The following is a 21,967-nucleotide window of genomic DNA, read 5'->3' on the forward strand; positions in this document are numbered from 1 at the left end:
CTCCTTTGTTAAAGATTGGGGTGCCGGCCGGCGCTGTGGTGCGTGCCGGCGTCGGACGTTGGATTGGAAAGTTGAGGCAGGCGCACGGTGAACGTGGACCCCATCTTTGGCGCAGACCACAGTGTCACCTCGCCGCCGTGGTTGCCCACGATGTGCTTGACGATGCTCAGGCCCAGGCCCGTGCCGCCGGTGTGGCGGGAGCGGGCGGCATCGACCCGGTAGAAGCGTTCGAACACACGGTCCTGCTCGGCGGGGGTGAGGCCGTCGCCCTGGTCGGAAACGCTGACGGACACGACGCCGCCCTCGACCGAGAGCCCGATCCCCACCTGGGTGTTGTCGGGCGAGTAGCGCACCGCGTTGTCGATCAGGTTGCGCAGGGCGGTCACCAGCTGGGACTGGTCGCCGTAGACGGCGGCCGGCAGCGCGGCGCCGACGGCCAGCGTGATGTTCTTGCTCTGGGCCGGCATCCGGGTGCGGTCCACAGCCTCGGCGATGACCTCGTTGATGTCCACCTCGGTGGCCACTTGCGCCACGTCCTTGCCCTGCAGCCGGGAGAGCTCGATGATGTCCTGGACCAGCGCCGCGAGCCGGGCCGATTCCGTCATCATCCGGGAGGCAAAGCGCTTGACCGTGGCCTGGTCCTCCGGGGCGGACTCCAGCGCCTCGGCCAGAAGGGAAATGGCACCGACGGGGGTCTTCAGTTCATGGGAGACGTTGGCGACGAAGTCGTTGCGGACGGCCTCCGTGCGGGCGATCTCGGTGCGGTCGTCGGCCAGCAGGAGGATGTATTCCTCCCCCAGGGGGGCCACCCGGACCTGGATGACCAGGGTGCCCTGTCCGGGACCGCCGGCCGGGGCCGCCTCCGAAGGCGGGCCGGGCGCCGTCGAACTTGGGGACGCGGCACTGGAGAGGACGACGCGCGGGAGGATGAGGTCCGCCTCCTCGATGACGCCGTCGCGCCGGACCCGCTGGGCAAGCCTGACCAGTTCCTGGTGGACCACGGTGTGGCCGCGCACCAGGCCGAAGGCGTAGGCGGCGGGGCTGGCCCGGACCACGCCGTCGACGGTGTCGATCACGATGTACGCCTTGCCGACGACGGAGAGGACTTCGGCGGCCCCGTCGGGCAGGGTGGGCTCGTCAATGTGCACCGGAAAGCGGCGCGAGCGTTCACTGAGACTGAACGCGAACATGCCGAAGATGCCCAAGGCCAGGCCTATGAGCCCGGCAAACAGTCCTACAACCATGGGATCCACGCCTCAAGCCTATGCTGTGGGCACGGCGAATTCGGCAAAACCGGTCCGTTGCACGGCCCGTTCAACAAACGTTCACTTTGCGGTGCCGCGCAGTTCACCTTGGGATGGCATGCTAATAGCCACATATGGGCACAACTCTCTGCCCCTTGAAAGGACACACGCGTGCGTAAAGTTTTCCAGGCCGAGCTTCACCAGATCGGCGAAGGGCTCATCGAGATCTCCTCACTGGTGGGCGAGGCCGTCATCAAGGCCACCACGGCTTTTGCCTCTGCGGACCTCCAGCTGGCCCAGGAAGTCATCGCCGCCGACGCCCGCATCGACTTTTTGCAGAACGACCTCGACGAGCGCGCCATTGACGTGCTTGCGCTGCAGGGGCCCGTGGCGAGCGACCTGCGCATGATCGTGGGTTCGCTGCGGATGAGCGCCTCCCTGGAGCGGATGGGCGACCTCGCCCGCCACATCGGCCAGCTGACCCGCCTGCGCTACCCCAACCATGTGATCCCGGCACCGCTGACGGAGACGTTCGCGGAGCTGGCGCGCCTGGACATCCACATTGCTGAAAAGGTCACGGAGCTGCTGGACAGCCGCGACCTGGAACTGGTCGCCGACATCTCCGCGGCAAAGAGCCAGATCAATGCGCTGCACAAGACGGTGTTCTCCACCATGGCTGCACCCGAATGGCAGGAAACGGCCGCCACCACGGTGGATGTGACGCTGGCCAGCCGGTACTTCGAGCGCTTCGGCGACCACGGCGTCTCCGTGGCCCGCAAGGTCTCCTACCTGGTCACCGGCGAATGGCAGCCCGAGGACTTTCTCGCCGGCTAGTTCCTGTTTTGCCCAGCTGTGCATTTGCCCAGTGAAAAATGATCCCGATCCCGCCAAATGATCCCGGAATATCGGGGTCATTTGGCAGGATCGGGATCATTTTTGTGTGCCGCCGCGCGTTGGCCCGCCGGGGCGGCGCTTAACGTTCGACGGCGGCCGGTGACCTTTCGCGCGAAAGGTCACCGGCCGCCGTCGTAATTTAAGGCAGTGTTGCTGCTTGCCTTACTTCTTGCCCTGGTTTGCCACGGCCTGGATGGAGGCGGCTGCGGCTTCCGGGTCCAGGTACTTGCCGCCGGGGGTGATGGGGGCGAAGTTTTCATCCAGTTCGTAGACGAGCGGGATGCCGGTGGGGATGTTCAGGGAGGCGATGGCGTCGTCGGAGATGCCGTCGAGGTGCTTGACGAGGGCGCGCAGCGAGTTGCCGTGGGCCGTGACCAGGACCGTCTTGCCGGCCTTGAGGTCTTCCTTGATGTCCGATTCCCAGTACGGGAGCAGGCGGACCAGGACGTCCTTGAGGCACTCGGTGCGCGGCAGGGCGTCGCCGAGGTCTGCATAGCGGGGGTCGTGTGCCTGCGAGAACTCGCTGTCGTCAGAGAGCGCGGGCGGCGGGGTGTCGTAGCTGCGGCGCCATTCCATGAACTGCTCTTCGCCGAACTCGGCGAGCGTCTGGGCCTTGTCCTTGCCCTGCAGCGCACCGTAGTGGCGCTCGTTCAGGCGCCAGTCGCGCTTGACGTCGATCCAGCCGCGGTCGGCCTTTTCCAGGGCCAGGTTGGCGGTGTTGATGGCACGCTTGAGGCGCGAGGTGTAGAGGATGTCGGGGAGGAGGTTGTTCTCCACGAGCAGCTCGCCGCCGCGGACGGCCTCGGTGCGGCCCTGGTCGTTCAGGTCAACGTCCACCCAACCGGTGAACAGGTTCTTGGCGTTCCACTCACTGTGGCCATGTCGAAGCAAAATCAGCGTATAGGTCATGCTGCCATCCTACCGGGCAGGGTTGTGCGGCCCGGAAATACTACGCGCTTGCTACGTCGCCGGGGGCATTGCCTGCGGAAAATGTGTCCGGTCGCACAGCCTGCAGGGGCCCGTTTTGGCGAGACGGTCCGCAGGCACAAAATAAAATTTACAGGTGGTTCAACGTGCGCAAAGAGTAGGCAGCCCCTCCGCCGACCCCTCAAAACGGGCCGTGCGGCAACGCAACAAGCCGTTTGGCAACGCCACCCGCGGCACCACCAATCCCAACCGCCTGCGCCGCGTGGACCGCTGGCTCGCGGGCCCCGAGGCGTGGCGCCTGCGCTGCGAGAGCAGCCCCCTGGTGGTGGACCTTGGCTACGGCGGCTCCCCCGCAACGGCCGTTGAACTGTACTCCCGCATCCACGCCGTCTGCCCCGACGCCCACGTGACCGGCATCGAGATTGAACCCGAGCGCGTCCGCATCGCCAAGCCCCTGGAGCACGACGGCCTGGACTTCTGCGTGGGCGGCTTTGAAATCCCCATCCCCGGCCAGGCCACCATGGTCCGCGCCTTCAACGTGCTGCGCCAGTACGACGAAGCCGACGTCCGCCTCATCTGGGACACCGTCTGCGCCCGCCTCTCCCCGCACGGCATCTTCGTGGACGGGACCTGCGATGAGATCGGCCGCCGCAGCACCTGGGTCGCCCTGGACGCCGCCGGCCCGCAGTCGCTGACCATCTCCATGCGCTTCGGCGGCTTCGAGCTGCCCTCCGACATCGCCGAACGCCTCCCCAAGGCGCTCATCCACCACAACCTGCCCGGCGAAAACATCCACGGCTTCCTGCAGGCGCTGGACAAATGCTGGCTGGCTGCGGCTTCGCTGGCCCCGTTTGGGAACCGGCAGCGCTGGCTGCGCATGTGCCAGGACATGCACGACGCCGGATGGCCGGTTGTGCGTTCACCGGCACGTTGGCGTCTGGGAGAGTTGACGGTCGACTGGGCCGCGGTGGATCCGGCCGCGGTTTATGTGCCGCCCGCGTCGGCCGCCGCCCCCGTGGCGGTTTAAGGCGCCGCGCGCTGCAGCACCACCCGGTGCCAGTGGCGCAAGCGTGCTGTTCTGCGCAAAGTTTGATGCTGGCCCGACGCAGGACAGTGTCATGCGTCGGGCCGCGGCCTGGCTCTGCGCAGAACAGTGCACTCTGCGTGGATTTTTAAAGCCCGACGGCGGCCAACGCACCTGGGCGGGCCGGACGCCGTCGAGCTTCACGGCGCCTGCGCACGGTTAAATTCGAATCGTGCGCAACTCCAAGAGCGGCGCACGATTCAAGAAAAACCGCGCGCAGGCGTGGTGAGTATTGGCAGGCAGCGAAGAAATTCAGCCGCTGCGCCCTGCTGGTGGGGCAATCAAGTGGGCCAGCCACCGAACGTATACGCATGGCTCAGGCCCAGTCATGCGCCTGGGCACTCATACGCACAACTCAAGCCCAGTCATGCGCATAAGTTCTCCCATGTCTGCGGCGGGCAGGGCTGCATGCCGGCGGGCGGTGCCGGCTGCTACCAGGAGGAGCCGCGGTTTTGGTGTCCCCTGCCCCGGCCGCGGACCTCTGCGAGGGCGGGTCGGACGTCGGCCAGGTAGACGCCTGCTGCGGTGGCCCCGGCCAGGGACAGGATCATGCCCATTCCCATGGAGGGCACCATGAGGGCCATCAGCGGAACCACTGCATAGAGGAAGCCGAAGAACACGGCGCCTGCTGTGATGGCCGTCCAAAAAGTCTTGGTCTTCTTGTAGACGCGCTCAAAATCGGCGGACGGCGTGCGCAGGCAGTCAACCAGTGCCCACACCTGAATTCCCAGTGCCAGCAAGCCGAGGGCACCGAGGACAAAGAACTGGAAGAAATTCAAGTAGATAGCCACAATCCAAGCTTACAGTGGCGCGCCTGCAATTCGGCAGGGCTTCGGCTGGGATTGCGCTGGGCGCCACCGTTCCGTCGGCGGTACCGCCCGGGACGCTACTGTGCCGGGGCGGCCAGGCCCCCTCGGGCAGCCTGCGACAGCGCCTGGTTCAGGTCGGCCCAGAGGTCCTCGACGTTTTCAATGCCCACGCTCAGCCGCAGCAGGCTGGCGGGGACCGTGGCCGGCTCATTGGCGTGGCGGCGGCGGCGTTCAATGAGGGATTCCACCCCGCCCAGCGATGTTGCCGGCGTCCAGACCTTCAGCGCGGACACCACGGCGTCCGCCGCTTCCTGGCCGCCGGCCACCTCAATGCAGAGGATGGAACCGAAGCCGCTCATCTGTGCCTTGGCGCGGACGTGGCCCGGGTCGGAAGGCAGACCGGGGAACAAAACCCGGGAAACGCCGTCGTGCATGTCCAACCGGTGGGCCAGGTCCAGCGCGCTTGCCTGCGAGCGCTCCACCCGCAGTGCCAGTGTGCGCATGCCGCGCAGGGCCAGCCAGGCCTCAAACGGGCCCGCGATGGCGCCGTGGATGGAGCGGTGGTGCAGGAGGGTGTGGCGCAAGTCGGCATTGGAGGTGGCGAGGGCGCCAAGGATGACGTCGGAGTGCCCGGCCAGGTACTTTGTGACGGAGTGCAGCACGACGTCCGAGCCCAGTGCCAGCGGCTGCTGCACGAGCGGAGTGGAGAAGGTGTTGTCGGTGACGACGAGGGCGCCGACGGCGTGGGCGGACCGGCAGAGCACGGCCATGTCGGCCACCTCCAGCATGGGGTTGGTGGGGCTCTCCAGCCACAGCATGTCCGCGGCCTTCTCCCCGGCACCGGTGAGGGCGGCGATGACCTCGTCATTGTTGGCAACGTCCACGGTGCGCAGCGTGAACAGCCCCTTGGCTGACTGCTCCTGTGCCATGACCAGCGCGCCCTGGTAAGAGTGGGAGGGCATGACCAGCACCCCGCCCACGGGAATCAGGGAGAGCGCGGCGGAGACTGCGGCCAGGCCGGAGCCGAAGACCAGGGCCGGCTCCGTGGCGCCTTCGAGCTGCGCAATGGCGTCTTCCAGCGGGTCCCACGTGGGGTTGGAGTAGCGCCCGTACGCGCGGTCGCCGTCCACCACCTGCCCGGTCCCCACATAGGTGGAGGAGAGCACGATGGGAGGGTTGACCGGTGCGTCGTGCCCGCGGGCGGGCCGCCCGGCCGCCACTACAACGGTGTCGGGGCTGAGCTGGTCTGGGTGTGCGGAAGGCTGGTACGTCATAGCTTCCAGCGTAGACCGCCCGCGCCGCCGCCCCCGCGCAATGTGACATTTGCGCTCAACATTGTGGATAACACGTAATTGTGGACAACTCCGCCACGGCCCAAGGATGCTTTCAGTTTGGGCCGGTAGGCTTATGGCGTGACTGAATACTCTGCCCCGAAGCCGGGCCTTTTTATTGCCTTCGAGGGCGGCGACGGTGCGGGAAAATCCACCCAGGCGCTGCTGCTGGCCAAGGCCATGTCCGACGCCGGCCAAACAGTCGTGCGGACCCGTGAACCGGGCGGGACACCGGTGGGCGAAAAACTGCGCTCGCTGGTCCTCGACCACGGCCAGGGCGAGATTGATGCGAAGACCGAGGCGCTCATCTTTGCCGCCGCCCGCGCCGCACACGCCACCCAGGTCATCGCCCCCGCCATTGCGCGCGGCGACATTGTCATCAGCGACCGCTACGCCGATTCCTCCATCGCCTACCAGGGTGCCGGGCGCGGGCTCGGCACGGACGCCATCGTGGCACTCAACAACTGGGCCACGAGCGGGCTGTGGCCCGACCTGACCGTCCTGCTGGACGTCTCCCCCGAGTCCGGCCGCGACCGCCGCACCGCCGGGGACGCCGCGGAGGACCGGCTGGAATCCGAGCCCGACTCCTTCCACGCCGCCATCCGCGAGGCCTTCCTGGCCCGTTCCTCCGCCCACCCGGACAAGTACCTGGTGCTGCCGGCGTCCGCCTCCGTGGCCGAGCTTGCCGCTGCCATCGAGGCCCGCGTCAAGGCCCTGCTGGCCGGCCACGGCGCAACCGCCGCGGGCTCCGCATGAGCGTCTGGGTCGACCTCCAGGGGCAGGACTCCGTGGTGGCGCAGCTGCGCCGTGCCGCCCAGTCCAGCAACCCCACCCACGCGTGGCTGCTGACCGGCCCGCCCGGCTCCGGCCGCTCCAACGCGGCCCTCGCCTTCGCTGCAGCCCTGGTCTGCGAACAGGAACAGCTGCAGGCGCGCGGCTGCGGCATCTGCAAGGCTTGCCACACCACCATGAGCGGCACCAACGCCGACGTCACGTTCATCGCCACCGAAAAAACCACGATCACCATCGAGGAAGCACGCGAGCTGGTCCGCAAGGCCCACGACAGCCCGTCCTCCGCCCGGTGGCGCGTCATGATCGTGGGCGACGCAGACCGCATGGCCGAGCGCACCACCAACGTGCTGCTCAAGGCCATCGAGGAGCCGCCGCCGCGCACCATCTGGATCCTGTGCGCCCCCAGCCCGGCAGACGTCCTGGTCACGATCCGCTCCCGCTGCCGCACCCTGACGCTGCGCCTGCCCCCCGTCGAGGACGTGGCCGCGCTGCTGGTCCGCCGCGACGGCATCGAGCCGGAGCTGGCCCTCACCGCAGCCCGCGCCGCCCAGAGCCACATCGGGATCGCCCGCCGCCTGGCCACGGACGCCGGGGCCCGCGAACGCCGCGACGCCACCGTCCGCCTGCCGTTGAACCTGCGCGACGTCAGCACCGCCGTCATGGCCGCGGCCTCCCTGCTGGAGTTGGCCCAGGCTGAGGCCGCCTCCTCCAATGAAGAGCGCGACGCCGTTGAGAAGGCTGCGCTGCTGCGGTCCCTGGGCGCACCGGAGACCGGGACGCTGCCGCCCCCCATGCGGTCGCAGGTCCGGGCCCTCGAGGAGGACCAGAAGCGCCGGGCCAAGCGCTCGGTGACCGACCACCTCGACCGGGCCCTCACCGACCTCCTCTCCTTCTACCGGGATGTGCTGGTGCTGCAGCTGGACACCGCAGGAGGGTCCGGCGTCGGGCAATCACCGGCAGACCTTGTCAACGAGCCGCTGCGCGCCATGCTCACCGATTTTGCCGCACGCTCGCGCCCTGAAACCACCTTGGCGCGCATGGATTCGGTCAACGCCGTCCGGCGCCGCCTCACCACCACCAATGTCGCCCCGCTGCTGGCCCTTGAGGCCATGGCAGTCAGCCTGCTCTAACCCGTGAAGGATTCCCCATGACTGCCGCACCCGTCCGACGGCGACCCCGCCTCCGCCTGCCCCTCACCGCCGCCGCCGCGGTCCTTGGGCTGCTGCTGAGCTCGTGCTCGGTGCTGGCGCCGGAGAAGCCCGCGGCGACGCAGCAGACCTCCGCCGGGCCTGAGATTGTGGGCGACGTGCCGGCCGCGCTGGCGGATTTTTACACCCAGGCGGTGACCTGGACTGCCTGCAACGGCGGGTTCCAGTGCGCCGAGGTGAAGGTGCCGCTGAACTATGACAAGCCGAAGAAGGACTCCATGGCGTTGTCCGTCATCCGGCTGCCGGCCACCGGCAAGCGGCTCGGGGCCATGCTGGTCAACCCGGGCGGGCCGGGAGGTTCGGGCGTGAACATGGTGAAGGACGGCGGGAAGTCGTACTTCTCGGCCAAGCTGCGCGGCGCCTACGACGTGGTGGGCTTTGACCCGCGCGGGGTGCAGCGCTCGGCGCCGGTGAAATGCCTGGACAACGCGCAGATGGATGCCGCCCGCCAGGTGGACTACGACCTCTCCACCGACGCCGGCTTTGCCGCGGGCGAGGCCGAGACGAAGGCGCAGACTGAACTGTGCAAGAAGAATTCCGGGCCCGACCTGCCGTTCATCGACACCGTCAGCTCCGCACGGGACATGGACATCCTGCGGGCCGTGGCGGGCGATCCCAAGCTGAACTACATGGGATTCTCCTACGGCACCAAGCTCGGCGCCACCTACGCGGGACTGTTCCCGGACCGGGTGGGCAAGTTCTCCCTGGACGGCGCCCTTGATCCGGCGCTGGACATCGACGCCGTCTCGATGGGCCAGGCCGTGGGCTTTGAAAATGCGCTGCGCGCGTGGGCCGCGAACTGCCTCACCGGGGCGGACTGCCCCGTGTCCGGCACCGTTGACAACGCCATGGAGCAGATCCGGAAACTAAACGCCGTGTACACGGCCACCCCGCAGCAGACCCCGTCCGGGCGGGTGGTGACGGGATCGGAGTTCATGAACGCCATCGCCTTCACCATGTACTCCACGGACCTGTGGGAGCCCCTGTCCGGCGCCCTGGCCCAGGCCTTCGCCGGCGACGCCTCGGGCATGCTGATGCTCGCCGACTTCTCGGCGGACCGTGATTCGGACGGAAACTACAACTCGAACACTTCCGCCGCTTTCACAGCGATCAACTGCCTTGACTACCCCATGAACTGGGACCTCACGCACATGCGGGAGCAGGCCGCCCTGCTGAAGAAGGCGGCACCCACGTTTGGTGAACTGCTCGCCTATTCCGGGCTGTCCTGCAAGTACTGGCCGTATCCGGCCACAGGCACGCCGGCGCCCATCACCGCCCCCGGGGCCGGGCCGATCCTGGTGGTGGGCACCACCGGGGATCCGGCCACCCCCTACAAGTGGGCCGAGGCCATGGCCTCCCAGCTGGAATCCGGCGTGCTGGTGACGTGGGAGGGCGAAGGCCACACCGCCTACGGCCGTGCCAACGACTGCCTGACGAACGTTGTTGACGACTACTTTGTGGACGGGAAGGTGCCGGCCTCCGGCACGCGCTGCTGACCCCGGGGCGGGAGGATCGCTGGCGGCGGCAGTTCCCGGGCCGGCGCAGCGACGGGCAGCACGGCTCCGTCCGGACCGGACGGCGGGTGCGGATTTTGTACATCCGCCCTGCTCATATTAGAGTTGTTTCTTGTGTTCAGCTGCTCGTCCCTGATGGGACGGAGATGACCGCAGGCCTCCATAGCTCAGTTGGTAGAGCGTCTCACTCGTAATGAGAAGGTCAACAGTTCGATTCTGTTTGGAGGCCCCACGAAAACCCCGCCACGGCGGGGTTTTTTTGTTTCCCGGCACCCGAGCTGCAGGCTCCGGTACATCCCGCACACCTGCCAAACGCATTTCGGACGGTGCCTGCGGAAAGGGACGGACGCATTTCCCCGTCCTTTCCGCAACTACCGTCCTTTCCACCGGAGGGCGTCCTGGGGCCCGGGTCTACCATTGGCACATGGACGGAAAGCCCACAAGAGGTGCCCTGCCCGGCCGTCCCCGGGACGCGACTGGCCAGTCCAAGCGACGGCCGACGCAGGCGCGCAGCCGCACCCCTGCCCGCGAGCCCGGCAGGGTCCACTGGATGGAGCTGTTTTTCGACCTCGTGTTCGTGGCCTTCGTGGGACAGCTGGCCCACGGCATCCATGGGGATCCAGGCTGGGCCGAGTACGGCACGTTCCTGCTGCTCTTCTTCCCGGCATGGTGGGCGTGGGCCAACATCGTCTCCGTCATCAACCTGCTGCCGCAGCTCACCTCGCGCTCTCTGGGCGTGGCCATGCTGGCGGCCATGGCGGCCTCCGCGCTCATGGCTGCGGCGGCGCCGGAGGCCCTCGGCCAGCGGGCCTGGGCATTTTCGCTCGCCAACGCCGTGCTGCGGGTCCTGCTGCTGGTGCTGTGGCTGTACCAGCACCGGGGGCATTCCGCGGACCCTTCCTGGCGCATCTGGATCTACAACGGCGGAACGGCCGTCCTGTGGCTGGTGGCTGCGCTGCTGCCGGTGCCGGGCGCCGTCGTGCTGTGGGCGGTGGCCATCGCGGTCGAGGTGGGCATGGTGGCCAACAGCAACCGGATCGGGGCCGACCGAAGCATGGCGGGCATCAACATTGAGCACGCGGGCGAGCGGCTGGGCCTGTTCGTCATCATTGTCCTGGGCGAGTCCGTGTTCAGCATTGTCACGGAGGCGGCGGAATATTGGAGCGCCGGCGCGGGCCTGGCGGCGGCGCTGGGCTTCCTGGTGGTGGCGCTGCTGGGCTGGGCGTTCTTCCAGTACGGGGTGGGCACGCTGAACGCCGGGCTGGAACGGCTGCACACCCGCGGGGACCTCACCGGCATCCTCCAGACCACCTTGTTCCTGCCGTTCATCCTGATTGTCGGGGTGACGTCCCTCGCCGCGGGCATCGCCACGGCCATTCCGGCACCGTTCGACCCCCTGCCGTGGGGTGCGGCCATCGCGGTCGGCGGCGGCATCGCACTCTTCTACGCCACCAACGCCGCCGTCTCCCTGCGCTACGGCCGGCCGGCCCGGCCCGTCTTGGCGTGGGGCATCCCCACCGTGGTGCTGGCGCTGGGACTCGTGCCGCTCGGCGCAACCCGGCCGGCCGCCGTCGTGCTGGGGGCTGCGGTGGTGCTGCTGGCGCTCGTGACCACCTACGTCGAAATCAAGGCACGACGGCGCAGCGCCGCGCCCTGGGTGCCGGGCACGCCGCCGGCGGGCCCCGGCGAATGATGCGGCGTTCGCAAATACGGGCGTTTATCTGATGCGGCGTCCGGGAAAACGGGGACGTATGTGATGCGGCGTCACTCGTCCCAGGGGAAGATGACGCCTTCGCCCACGACCTTGAGGGACAGCTGCGTGCCGGGGCGGGCCAACATGGCGTTCCAGTGGCGGATGTTGATGGTTTCGCCGCCGACGGGCTGGTGGGGGTCGCGCGGGTGCTCTGCGTCGACGAGGATTGGTTCGAGTTTGATCCGGACCGTGGTTTCGGGGCCGAAGTAGTCGGTGTCGACCACTGTTCCGCGGATCGGCCCGCCGCTGGAGATGCGGATCTGCTCCGGGCGCAGCATGATGTGCACCTTGCCCTGGACCGGCGGACGGCGCACCGGGATCCCGCCGAGCGAACACAGCGCCAGGGAGCCTTCCATCCAGGCCTCGAGGATGACGGCGTCGCCCAGGAATTCGGCCGTGGCCCGGTCTGCGGGGCGGGTGTAGACCACGAACGGGCTGCCGGTCTGGGCCAGCTTCCCGTCGCGCATGACAGCCACCTGGTCGGCGAAGCTGAGGGCCTCGGCCTGGTCGTGGGTGACGAGGATGGTGGTGACGCCGGCCTGGTCCAGGGTGTCCGAGACCGCCTTCCGGGTGGCCACACGCAGCCCGGCGTCGAGGGCGCTGAAAGGCTCGTCAAGCAGCATGAGTTCGGGCTGGCGGGCCAGCGCACGGGCCAGGGCCACGCGCTGCTGCTGGCCGCCGGAGAGCTGGTGCGGGCGGCGCTTGGCGTAGGCGCGGTCCATGGAGACCATTTCCAGCAGCTCCCCCACCCGCAGCGAGGCAGCCTTGCCGCGCAGGGGCAGGCCGAAGGCGATGTTGGCGCCCACGCTCAGGTGCGGGAACAGGGCGCCGTCCTGGGCCACGTAGCCCACGCTGCGCTTGTGCGCCGGCAGCCACTTTTCCGGGCCCGCCACCTCGGCGCCGCCCAGGGCGATCCGGCCCGAATCCGGTGCCGAGAATCCTGCGATCAGTCGCAGCAGCGTGGTCTTTCCCGACCCTGAGGGGCCGACGATGGCTGTGGTGCGCCCTTGCGCCACATCCAGGTCGACGCCCTTGAGCACCTCCGTGCCGCCGAAGCTCTTGTGGACGCCGGTGATTTGCAGATGGTCGGGGACGTCGCTGGAATCGTGCACAAAGGTGCGGCTGTCGGACCCCGGGCGGGCCGCAGGGGCAGCCGCCGACGTGCCGCGGGAGGGGTGGGGCTGGGTTGTCATTGTCCTGCGGCTTTCTTGGATTGCACAAAAAGAAGGTAGGTCATGGGCGCCGAGAGCACGATCATGAGCAGGGCATAGGGTGCGGCGCCCATGTAGTCAATCTCGCTGCTCATGGACCAGAACTGGGTGGCGAGGGTGCGGGTGCCGTTGGGCGCCAGCAGCAGCGTGGCCGTCAGCTCGTTGACGATGCCCAGGAACACGAGCGCAGCCCCGCCGGCTGCGGCTGGTGCGGACAGCCGCAGCGTCACCTTCAGGAAGGCCACCAGCGGCGGCTTCCCGAGGGCCTGTGCCGCCTCGTCCAGGGTGGGCGGCACCTGCGCCAGGCCTGCCCTGAGGTTGACCAGGGCGCGCGGCATGAACAGCAGCGCGTAGGCCGCCACCAGTACGATGGACGTCTGGTAGATGGCCGGCAGGTTGTGGACCGTGATGGTCACCAGGGCCAGGGCCACCACGATGCCCGGCATGGAGCTGGAAATGTAGTTGACTGCTTCCAGGACCTTGCTGACGGGCCCGGGGTGGCGGATCACCAGGTAGGCGAGGGGGAAGGCGAGCACGGTGGTGACCGCGGCGCCGGCCAGGCCGTAGCCCAGCGTCTGCAGGAGCGCCTGGAGGAGGTCGGCCCGCTCCCAGACCGCGGCACCGCCGGCGATGAGCCACCGCCCCACGTGCCAGAACGGAACGCCGAGGGCCAGCGCGGTGACGGCCGCCAGCCCCAGCTGGGCCGGGAGCTGCCAGCTGCCCAGGCGCAGCCGCTGCGGGCTGGACTGCACGCCGGCACCGACCCGGGCGTAGCGGGCGCTGCCGCGGGTGCGGGACTCGGCCAGCAGGAGCAGCAGGCAGAAGAGAACCAGGACGCTGGCCAGCATGTTGGCGGCCGCACCGTTAAAGGTGGAGCGGAACTGGTCGTAAATGGCGGTGGTGAAGGTGTCGAAGGTGATCATGGCAAAGGCGCCATACTCGGCGAGCAGGTGCAGGGACACCAGGAGGGCGCCGCCGGCCGCCGACAGGCGCAGCTGCGGCAGCACCACGCGGAAGAAGACACGCCATGGGCCGAGCCCCAGCGATGCGGCCGACTGTTCCAGGGCCGGGTCCAGCCGGCTCAGCACGGCAGCCACGGGAATGTAGACCAGCGGGAAGTAGGACAGCACGGAAATCAGCACGCCGCCAAAAATGCCACCGAGCGACGGAATGGCGCTGACCCACGCGTAGCTGTTCACAAATGCGGGGATGGCCAGGGGTGCGGCCAGCAGGACCGACCAGGCCTTGTGGCCGGCCAGCCGGGTGCGTTCCACCAGCCAAGCCCCGCCAATGCCGATCACCACGCACAGCGGAACAGTGATCAGGACCAGGGCAAGGGTGTTGAGCAGCAGTTCGCCAACGCGCGGGCGGAACACCAGTTCAACAATGGTGTCCCAGCCGGCATTGACGGTGGCAGCCACAACATAAACCAGCGGCACGAGGGAAAACGCCGCAATCAGGCAGCAAATGAGGACAACCGGCCAAAGGCCGGGGCGTCTGCCCCGGCCTTTGGCTCGGTGTTTCAAGGGTCGGGCACCTGGCGGGCCAACCGCCGTCGTGCCTGTCCTTGAAGAAAGGTCTTGCTGTGGACTCATTGAATTTAGAGTAGCCCAGCCTGGGTCATCAGATCGGTCACCTTGGCGGAGTTCAGCGTGGCCGGGTCAACCTTGGGGGCGTCCAGGTCCTTGAGCGGGACCAGCTGGTCGTTGGCTGCAACGTCGGAACCCACCGGGTATTCGAAGCTGCCGCCGGTCTGCAGGACGGTCTGGCCGGCCTTGCCCGTGACGAATTCGAGGAACTTCTGGGCGTTGTCCTGGTGCTTGCTGGAGGCCAGCACGCCGCCGCCGGAGATCGAGACGAACGCGCCAGGGTCCTGGTTCTTGAAGTAGTGCAGGGCCACGTTCTTGGAGTTCTCGCCCGTCTTGGCCTGGTCGCCGAACCAGTAGTAGTGGTAGATGACAGCGCCCTCAACCTCGCCGGCGTTGACGGCCTTCATGGCGGTGCTGTTGCCCTCGTAGGCCTTGGAGTTTTCCTTCATGCCCTTGAGCCAGGCGCTGGTGGCGTCCTCGCCCTCGAGCTCCAGCATGGCGGAGACGATGGCCTGGAAGTCGGCGCCCGACGGCGATGCGGCCCAGCGGCCCTTCCAGTCCGGGTTCTGCAGGTCCATGAGGGACTTCGGCAACTGGTCTTCCTTCAGCTTCGTCTTGTCGTAGGCGAAGACGGTGCTGCGGGCGGCGATGCCGGTCCACTTGTTGGTGGAGGGGCGGTACTCGGCCGGAACCTGCTCCTGGATCTTCTTGCTGGTGTCGGCGAAGAGGCCGGCGTTCTCCACCTGCGTCATTGCAGGCGAGTTTTCCGTCAGGAAGACGTCAGCCGGGGACTTGTCGCCCTCGGCGATGATCTGGTTGCTCAGCTCCAGGTCGCTGCCCTGGCGGAGGGTGACCTTGATGCCGGTCTCCTTGGTGAACTCGTCCACCCAGGCCTGCGTCAGCGATTCGTGCTGCGCGTTGTAGACCGTGATGCCCTGCTCCGAGCCGGCGGCGCTGCTGCCGGCCGGCGCGGGGGATCCGCCACAGGCGGCCAGGGCCAGGACGGAGGCGCCGGCCAGGGCGGCCAGCGAGGTCTTGCTAAAGGTCTTCTTGGTGAACCAGGTGCTCATGGGGGCCTCTCGGCGTTGAAAGTAATTAGCGAACGTAAATTGATCGTAATCCATGAGACGGCAGGCTTACCTCACAAATGTCCAATTGTGACGCAGCTCTCCCCATGTTTTTTGCCCGAACGCCCGCTACTCGCCGGTAGCTGCCGTTTTGTGCAGCAGCGCCCCGGCCCTGGCCACATGCCGGTGCACTATTTCCGCCTTGAGCCCGACGCCGGACACCTCCCCTGCGCCCAGCCTCACCAGGGCGAGGGCCTCGGCTGCGGCCGCGAGTGCGGTTCCGGCCTTTGAGAGTTCGCGGTGGACGTCGTTGAGGTATCCGCCGGTGCCCAGCGGCACCTCCAGTCCGTCGCTGGGTGCCGTCTTTTGGGCTTCCATGGCGATGCTGCGGACCTCCGGCAGCAGGTCCGCCAGCCCGTCGGCCAGCTGCACCATGGCGGCGTAGTTGTCCCGCGCGGACTCGGGCGCCTGTCCCGCGGCGGGCGCCGCTTCGGCCAGCCCCTCCAGCATCTGGTGGAAGCGGTCCAGGCCGCGGCGGAAGCGGTCGTGGGCGCGGCGCCAGACGCCCTTGCCGAGTTCGGCGTCGTCGCGCTTGGCTTGTTTTGCGGCGCCAAAAAGTCCCTTGAACATGCGGCTCAGAGGTACTGTCCGGGGGTGCCGGAGTCGGGTCCGCCCATCGCGGAGCTGTCCTGTCCTGTGGTGGCGGGGCCGCCGCGGCCGGCGGGGGCCCGCTGGGGTTCACCGTTGGGGCCCACCACGACGCCGGGTGCAATCACGGTTCCGGGCGGCAGCTGGTGCATGGCAAGGCGCGCGGCGGTCTGCTGGTTGGCCATGGCCTGGGCGGCGATCGCCGTCTGGATGCCGTGGAACAGTCCTTCCAGCCAGCCGACCAGCTGGGCCTGGGCTATGCGCAGCTCGGCATCGGAGGGTGCCTTGTCATCGGTGAACGGCAGGCTCAGCCGGTGCAGTTCCTCAACAAGTTCGGGGGCCAGCCCGTCCTCAAGCTCCTTGATGGAGCGCCCATGGATTTCCGCCAGCCGCGTGCGGGCGGCATCATCCAGCGGCGCGCTCTTTACCTCGTCCAGGAGCTGCTTGACCATGGTTCCAATCCGCATGACCTTTGCGGGCTGGTCCACCATCTCGGCGACGTTTGCCGGGCGGCGACCCTCCCCGTCTTGCGCAGCGCCGGCGCCCGTGGACCTCTCCCCCGCACCGCCGGGGCCAACTGCGGATCCGCCGGCTGCCGTGTCCAGAATTGTGCCTTCGGCCGGGTCTTCAGTGGCCGGGTTCTGCGCCTTTTCACTCATAGGGCCAGTCTCTCACGGCCGCGCAAGGCCTACACCCCGGGTCCACGCCCGTCACTGGGCCCACGCCTGCGAGGGGCCCGCTGCTGGCTTGCCGGCGGTGGGAGCAGGTGGGTGGGTCCACAGGGTCGCGGGCCACATTGACTGTTGGCCCAGCGAGCCGGCAATGGGGAGAACCTGGGGAACGACGCCGCGTCCCCGTCCCCTGCCGACCCGGCACCCTGGTGCCGGCGGGCTGGTGCCGGCGGGCTGGGTGACGGGACCCGGCGTCGTCCGTGGCATTAACCGCCGATGACGTGGCAACCTTGCGAATGTAGGGGTAATTTCCACTACGCTCGCCAGCTTGCCACGTCATGAACGCAGGGTCAGCAGCAGCGGCCCTCCGGGTTGGCATCCTGGCGGTCGGTTTTGTCGCGCCAGAACTCCTTCACCGTCATGGGTGCCGTGGCGCAGCCGGTGGACTGGTGGTGGGCCAGGTACTTTTCGTAAGAGTCCTCGCCGAGGACCCCCTTGAGGTACGTGGCGACCACCGCCAGACCGCGGCCGGCGGCGCGCAGCACACCCATGTCTAGTGCCCGCTCCGGACAGGCTGCTTGCCGGAGTCGGCCCATTCCTTCAGGACTGCCTGCTCGGTGGAGTTGGGCAGGATCTGGGCCGGGGCGAAGATCCTCGAGACCACGGCCGGGTCTTCCTTGCTGGATCCGCCGCCAGCCTTGATGGAACGGACGGTGACCATGACCGCCGTCGTAATCACGATCAGGGAGAGCACCACAAAGATGATGGACAGCGTGCCCTGGACGAAGGTGTTGCGGACAACGGCCTCCATCGCTTCGACGGTCTTGGCAGTGCCGTGGCTGGTTTCGCCGGCGGCCAGCGCCGCCTTGAACGCGTTGTGCTGGGCCCAGTAGCCGACGGCCGGGACGGTGGAGAAGATCTTCTGGAACGAGGCCACCACGGTGACCACGGTGACGAAGACGAGCGGCAGTGCCACCATCCACAGGTACTTCACCTGGGTGTTTTTGGAGACGATGACCAGGCAGACGGCGAGTGCGATGGCGGCGAGGAGCTGGTTGGCGATGCCGAACAGCGGGAACAGTGTGTTGATGCCGCCAAGCGGGTCGGTGACGCCCATGATCAGGATGGCGCCCCAGCCGGCGACCATGATGGCCGTGGTGATCCACATGCCGGGGCGCCAGGCGGTGTCCTTGAACTTGGGGACGAAGTTGCCGATGGAATCCTGCAGCATGAAGCGGGCCACGCGGGTTCCGGCGTCGACCGCGGTGAGGATGAAGAGCGCCTCGAACATGATGGCGAAGTGGTACCAGAAGCTCATCATGGCCTGCCCGCCGGCGACCTGCTGCATGATGTGCGCCAGGCCCACTGCCAGGGTGGGGGCGCCTCCGGTGCGGGAGACGATGGACTCCTCGCCGACGTCCGCCGCAGTCTGGGCGAGGGTGGCGGGGTCAACGTGGACGCCGGTCAGGCCGAGCGAGTTCACGAACGCCGCGGCGCCCTCGATGGTGCCGCCGGTGGCCGCGCCGGAGGAGTTCATGGCGAAGTAGATGCCGCGGTCGATGGACAGCGCCGCGACGAGCGCCATGATGGCCACGAAGGACTCCATGAGCATGCCGCCGTAGCCGATGTAGCGGGCCTGGCGTTCCTTTTCGATCAGTTTGGGCGTGGTGCCGGAGGCGATCAGGGCATGGAAGCCGGAGAGCGCGCCGCAGGCGATGGTGACGAAGAGGAACGGGAACAGGGCGCCGGAGAAGACGGGGCCGTCGGAGCGGCCGGCAAATTCGCTGAATGCCGGGACGTTAATGCTGGGGCGGACCAGCACAATGGAGCCGGCCAGCATAACGATGGTGCCGATCTTCATGAACGTTGAGAGGTAGTCGCGCGGGGCCAGCAGCAGCCACACGGGCAGGATGGCGGCGATGAAGCCGTAGATGATGACAGCCCAGGCGAGGGTGGTGCGGTCCAGGGTGAACGTGGCCGCGCCCCAGTCGGTGGCCGCAACCATGCCGCCGCCAATGATGGCCGCGAGCAGCAGGACAACGCCGATCAGGGAGACTTCCATGACCTTGCCGGGGCGCAGGTAGCGCAGGTAGACACCCATGAACAGGGCGATCGGGATGGTCATGGACACGGAGAACACGCCCCACGGGGATTCGCCGAGGGCGTTGACCACAACGAGGGCGAGGATGGCGACAATGATGATCATGATCAGCAGGGTGGCGATCAGGGCCGCGGTGCCGCCGACGACGCCGAGCTCTTCGCGGGCCATCTGGCCGAGGGAGCGCCCGCCGCGGCGCATGGAGAAGAACAGGACCAGGTAGTCCTGGACCGCACCGGCGAGCACGACGCCGACAATGATCCAGATGGTGCCTGGCAGGTAGCCCATCTGGGCCGCCAGGATGGGGCCAACCAGCGGACCGGCGCCGGCGATGGCGGCGAAGTGGTGGCCGAACAGGACGTTGCGGTCGGTGGTGACGTAGTCCTTGCCGTCGGCCTTGTACTCGGCCGGGGTGGCGCGCTTGTCGTTGGGCTTGAGGAGGTACTTCTCAATGACCTTGGAATAGAAGCGGTAGCCGATCAGGTAGGTGCAGACTGCGGCGAAGACGAACCAGATCGCGTTGACGGATTCCCCGCGGACCACGGCAAGCATGACCCAGGCGACGCCGCCCAGCAGTGCGATGGCTGCCCAGATGGCAATCTTCAGCGGCGTCCACGGGTGGTCGGCCGCCTCCTGCTCGAGGTCCACTGCCACCGGTGGCAGGTTGGGGTCCTGGACAAGTTGGTCGCCCGGATCGGCGGCCCTGTTGGACGGCGTTGTCATAATCTTCCCTACGCTAAAACGTGAATGCGGCCACATAACCGTAGCGACATGACTCACACCCTAATGTCAATGTGGTCCGAATCATGGTCAGCATGCGGTGAACGGTGGCGTTTCAGCGGCGAACGGGAGTGATTGTCGTGATGTCCGACGGCGGGAGGCGGCGTTGCGCTGGCACGCCACCTCCCGCCATTGCTGCGCCAGCGTTCGCAAAAAACCCGCCATTGCTGCGCTGGCGTTGGGAGGGTGGGGTGATTGCGCCGGTGGACGGTGGGGTGATTGTGCCGGTGGACGGTGGGTGCCAAAGGGCAGGGCGCCAGGTGGCGGACCCCAGCGGGCTCAGATCGTCAGAAGAACCTTGCCCACGTGGGCACCGGAGTCGAAGTACTGGTGCGCGGCGGAGGCCTGCTCCAGCGGGAATGTCCTGTCGATCATGGGCTTGACGGCGCCGGAGGCGACCAGCGGCCAGACGCTCTCGCGAACACCGTCCATGATGGCCGACTTTTCCTCGACCGGGCGGGCGCGCAGGGTTGTCCCGATGACCGCCGCACGCTTGGTGAGCAGCGCACCCAGGTTGAGCTCCGCCGTCGCGCCTCCCTGCAGGCCGATGACGACCAGGCGGCCGTAGGTGGCAAGGGAGGCGACGTTGCGGGCCAGGTATTTGGCGCCGACGACGTCGAGGATCACGTTGGCTCCGGCGCCGCCCGTGAACTGCCGCACGCGCTCAACAAAGTCCTCGGTGCGGTAGTTGACGGCCGCGTCGGCACCGAGGTACCCGGTGAGCATGGCGACCTTTTCGTCGCTGCCGGCCGTGGCGATGACCCGTGCGCCGGCGGCCTTGGCGAGCTGGATGGCCATGGCGCCGATGCCGCCTGCACCGCCGTGGACCAGGAGCGTCTCGCCGGCCTGCAGCTGGGCCGTCATGAACAGGTTGGAGTGGACGGTCGCGGCAACCTCGGGCAGCCCTGCGGCCGAAATCACATCAATGCCCTCCGGCAGCGCCAGCACCTGGCCTGCCGGCGCCACCACCTGCGCGGCATAACCGCCGCCGGTCAGCAGCGCCACCACCTTCTGGCCCACACTGAACGGCTTGGTGACATGCGGGCCAAACCCTGCAATCCGCCCGGAAACCTCCAGGCCCAGGATGTCGGAGGCGCCCGGCGGCGGCGGGTAAAAGCCGCGGCGCTGCTGGACGTCGGCCCGGTTGATCCCAGCCGCGACCACGTCAATGAGCACCTCGCCCGGCCCCGGGACGGGCGCAGGCGCCTCGATCATGGACAAAACTTCCGGGCCGCCCGCCCCCGCCGCAACAATCGCCTTCATCGCCTTCTCCATCCCCGTGCGCTACCCGCAAAATCCCGGCGGCCGCCCCGCCATTTTGGTGGCACGGCCCTGCTTATGAAACACTACTAGGGTAAGGAAGGTTGTCCGAGCGGCCGATGGAGCTGGTCTTGAAAACCAGTGTGCGGTAACCCCGTACCAAGAGTTCGAATCTCTTACCTTCCGCGCATCAAGAAGGGAAGTTGGCCCGTCACGGGTCGGCTTCCCTTCGGCGTTTAAGGAACACCTTTCCCAACGATGGCGGCCAAGGTGCGGCCGGAATTCTCGGCGGCGGCATTTCCGGAGATCACTGCGGCAGGCCGCAAGACGTGCGACGGCGCGGGGCACCTTGGGAGCGAAGCGGAGCCGGCCGCCGCCGTGCTTTGGGCGCCGGCGGACGGCGGGGTTGAACCCGCGGGTTACGCGAGCCAGCGAACTGCGGCCACCTTGAACCGGCAGATGATGCGATGGTTGGGCTGATGCGGCGCGCCAACCAGCGGCCCAAGCAGACAAGTTGGATCTGCCGCCGGCTCAAGTAGGCACCGTGCCGTGCGCTGGGCGGGCCTGGGCAGCATCAATCGGACAGCTCCTGCGACCTCCGCACCGTCCGGCCAACCATTCGGACAGCTCCTGCGACCTCCGCACCGTCCGGCCAATCATTCGGACAGCTCCTGCGACCTCCGCACCGTCCGGCCAATCATTCGGACAGCTCCTGCGACGTCGAGGCGGTTTTAGCCGCGTTTGCTGTCCGAATAAATCGTGCGGGACGTTTCTACCCACGTTTGCTGTCCGAATAAATCGTGCGGGTTGCCTCTACCCGCGCTTGGTGTCCGAATGATGCCTGCGGCGGGGTGGCGGCCCTGGATGGCTGCGAGCGCTGCACGGGATGGCGCAGCCCCGCATCATTCCGTGACACGTTTTCGCGGTTTGGACCAAGCTCTTTCGTTTCCACGTAACGTCCGTGCCGTTTGCTTGACCGGCAGCATCCGTTCATGGTTGATTCACATCTATGTGTTTGTATCAAACACGTCCTGCAGGGCCCCTTGGGTCTCCCTAACACTTGCCCCAATTGCAAACTGCGGTTCAT

Annotated in this window: 18 protein-coding genes and 2 tRNA genes; 8 read left to right on the forward strand and 12 right to left on the reverse strand. The window is 67.6% G+C overall.

Going from position 1 to position 21,967, the window contains the following annotated elements; genetic code table 11:
- Positions 1-8: 8 nt before the first annotated feature.
- Positions 9-1,244: a sensor histidine kinase gene (locus JOF48_RS04400; RefSeq protein WP_209677642.1), complete on the reverse strand. Its 1,236-nt coding sequence runs from the start codon at positions 1,242-1,244 to the stop codon at positions 9-11.
- A 171-nt stretch (positions 1,245-1,415) separates the two neighbouring features.
- On the opposite strand from JOF48_RS04400, the gene phoU reads away from it, so the two are divergent.
- Complete coding sequence (phoU, locus tag JOF48_RS04405) at positions 1,416-2,078, forward strand: phosphate signaling complex protein PhoU (protein WP_209677644.1); 663 nt, start codon at positions 1,416-1,418, stop codon at positions 2,076-2,078.
- A gap of 222 nt (positions 2,079-2,300) precedes the next feature.
- Here phoU and JOF48_RS04410 read toward each other — a convergent pair whose 3' ends face one another.
- Positions 2,301-3,047, reverse strand: coding sequence for a phosphoglyceromutase (locus JOF48_RS04410; protein WP_209677646.1), 747 nt, complete (start codon positions 3,045-3,047; stop codon positions 2,301-2,303).
- 211 nt (positions 3,048-3,258) lie between these two features.
- Here JOF48_RS04410 and JOF48_RS04415 point away from each other — a divergent pair, with 211 nt between their 5' ends.
- Positions 3,259-4,092, forward strand: a complete 834-nt coding sequence (locus tag JOF48_RS04415; RefSeq protein WP_209677648.1) for a class I SAM-dependent methyltransferase — start codon at positions 3,259-3,261, stop codon at positions 4,090-4,092.
- Positions 4,093-4,580: 488 nt separating this feature from the next.
- Here JOF48_RS04415 and JOF48_RS04420 read toward each other — a convergent pair whose 3' ends face one another.
- Positions 4,581-4,940 (reverse strand): DUF2516 family protein, encoded by a 360-nt coding sequence (locus tag JOF48_RS04420; protein WP_342591152.1) that lies wholly within the window; start codon positions 4,938-4,940, stop codon positions 4,581-4,583.
- 95 nt (positions 4,941-5,035) lie between these two features.
- Positions 5,036-6,232: a trans-sulfuration enzyme family protein gene (locus JOF48_RS04425; protein WP_209677650.1), complete on the reverse strand. Its 1,197-nt coding sequence runs from the start codon at positions 6,230-6,232 to the stop codon at positions 5,036-5,038.
- 138 nt (positions 6,233-6,370) lie between these two features.
- On the opposite strand from JOF48_RS04425, the gene tmk reads away from it, so the two are divergent.
- The 5 genes from tmk to JOF48_RS04450 all read left to right on the forward strand — a co-directional run bounded on the left by tmk (position 6,371) and on the right by JOF48_RS04450 (position 11,496).
- A complete protein-coding gene (tmk, locus tag JOF48_RS04430) occupies positions 6,371-7,045 on the forward strand; it encodes a dTMP kinase (protein ID WP_209677653.1) in 675 nt (224 codons plus the stop codon).
- Complete coding sequence (locus JOF48_RS04435; protein WP_209677655.1) at positions 7,042-8,211, forward strand: DNA polymerase III subunit delta'; 1,170 nt, start codon at positions 7,042-7,044, stop codon at positions 8,209-8,211. The genes tmk and JOF48_RS04435 overlap by 4 nt, the downstream gene beginning before the upstream one ends.
- A 17-nt stretch (positions 8,212-8,228) precedes the next feature.
- Positions 8,229-9,785, forward strand: coding sequence for an alpha/beta hydrolase (locus tag JOF48_RS04440; RefSeq protein ID WP_209677656.1), 1,557 nt, complete (start codon positions 8,229-8,231; stop codon positions 9,783-9,785).
- A gap of 174 nt (positions 9,786-9,959) precedes the next feature.
- A tRNA-Thr gene (locus tag JOF48_RS04445) sits at positions 9,960-10,035 on the forward strand.
- Between the two features lie 192 nt (positions 10,036-10,227).
- Complete coding sequence (locus JOF48_RS04450; RefSeq protein WP_209677657.1) at positions 10,228-11,496, forward strand: low temperature requirement protein A; 1,269 nt, start codon at positions 10,228-10,230, stop codon at positions 11,494-11,496.
- Positions 11,497-11,567: 71 nt separating this feature from the next.
- Here JOF48_RS04450 and JOF48_RS04455 read toward each other — a convergent pair whose 3' ends face one another.
- The 8 genes from JOF48_RS04455 to JOF48_RS04490 form a co-directional block, all read right to left on the reverse strand.
- A complete protein-coding gene (locus tag JOF48_RS04455; protein WP_209677658.1) occupies positions 11,568-12,749 on the reverse strand; it encodes an ABC transporter ATP-binding protein in 1,182 nt (393 codons plus the stop codon).
- The gene (locus tag JOF48_RS04460; RefSeq protein WP_209677659.1) at positions 12,746-14,362 is read right to left on the reverse strand and encodes an ABC transporter permease; all 1,617 of its coding nucleotides are present in this window, start codon (positions 14,360-14,362) and stop codon (positions 12,746-12,748) included. Before JOF48_RS04460 ends, JOF48_RS04455 begins: the two co-directional genes overlap by 4 nt.
- A 5-nt stretch (positions 14,363-14,367) precedes the next feature.
- A complete protein-coding gene (locus JOF48_RS04465; RefSeq protein WP_209677660.1) occupies positions 14,368-15,426 on the reverse strand; it encodes an iron ABC transporter substrate-binding protein in 1,059 nt (352 codons plus the stop codon).
- Positions 15,427-15,552: 126 nt separating this feature from the next.
- Complete coding sequence (locus tag JOF48_RS04470; RefSeq protein WP_209677661.1) at positions 15,553-16,053, reverse strand: hypothetical protein; 501 nt, start codon at positions 16,051-16,053, stop codon at positions 15,553-15,555.
- A 5-nt stretch (positions 16,054-16,058) separates the two neighbouring features.
- Positions 16,059-16,730, reverse strand: coding sequence for a bacterial proteasome activator family protein (locus JOF48_RS04475; protein WP_209677662.1), 672 nt, complete (start codon positions 16,728-16,730; stop codon positions 16,059-16,061).
- Positions 16,731-17,092: 362 nt separating this feature from the next.
- A complete protein-coding gene (locus JOF48_RS04480; RefSeq protein WP_209677663.1) occupies positions 17,093-17,293 on the reverse strand; it encodes a YbdD/YjiX family protein in 201 nt (66 codons plus the stop codon).
- A gap of 2 nt (positions 17,294-17,295) precedes the next feature.
- Positions 17,296-19,563 carry a carbon starvation CstA family protein gene (locus JOF48_RS04485; RefSeq protein WP_209677665.1) on the reverse strand — a complete coding sequence of 756 codons (2,268 nt, stop codon included), beginning with the start codon at positions 19,561-19,563 and terminating at the stop codon, positions 17,296-17,298.
- A 336-nt stretch (positions 19,564-19,899) separates the two neighbouring features.
- Entirely contained in the window at positions 19,900-20,883 is a 984-nt protein-coding gene (locus tag JOF48_RS04490) for an NAD(P)H-quinone oxidoreductase (RefSeq protein ID WP_209677667.1), read from the reverse strand.
- A gap of 95 nt (positions 20,884-20,978) precedes the next feature.
- Here JOF48_RS04490 and JOF48_RS04495 point away from each other — a divergent pair.
- A tRNA-Ser gene (locus tag JOF48_RS04495) sits at positions 20,979-21,066 on the forward strand.
- The last annotated feature ends 901 nt before the right edge of the window (positions 21,067-21,967 follow it).

The sequence above is a fragment of the Arthrobacter stackebrandtii genome (assembly GCF_017876675.1).
Taxonomy (GTDB): domain Bacteria; phylum Actinomycetota; class Actinomycetes; order Actinomycetales; family Micrococcaceae; genus Specibacter; species Specibacter stackebrandtii.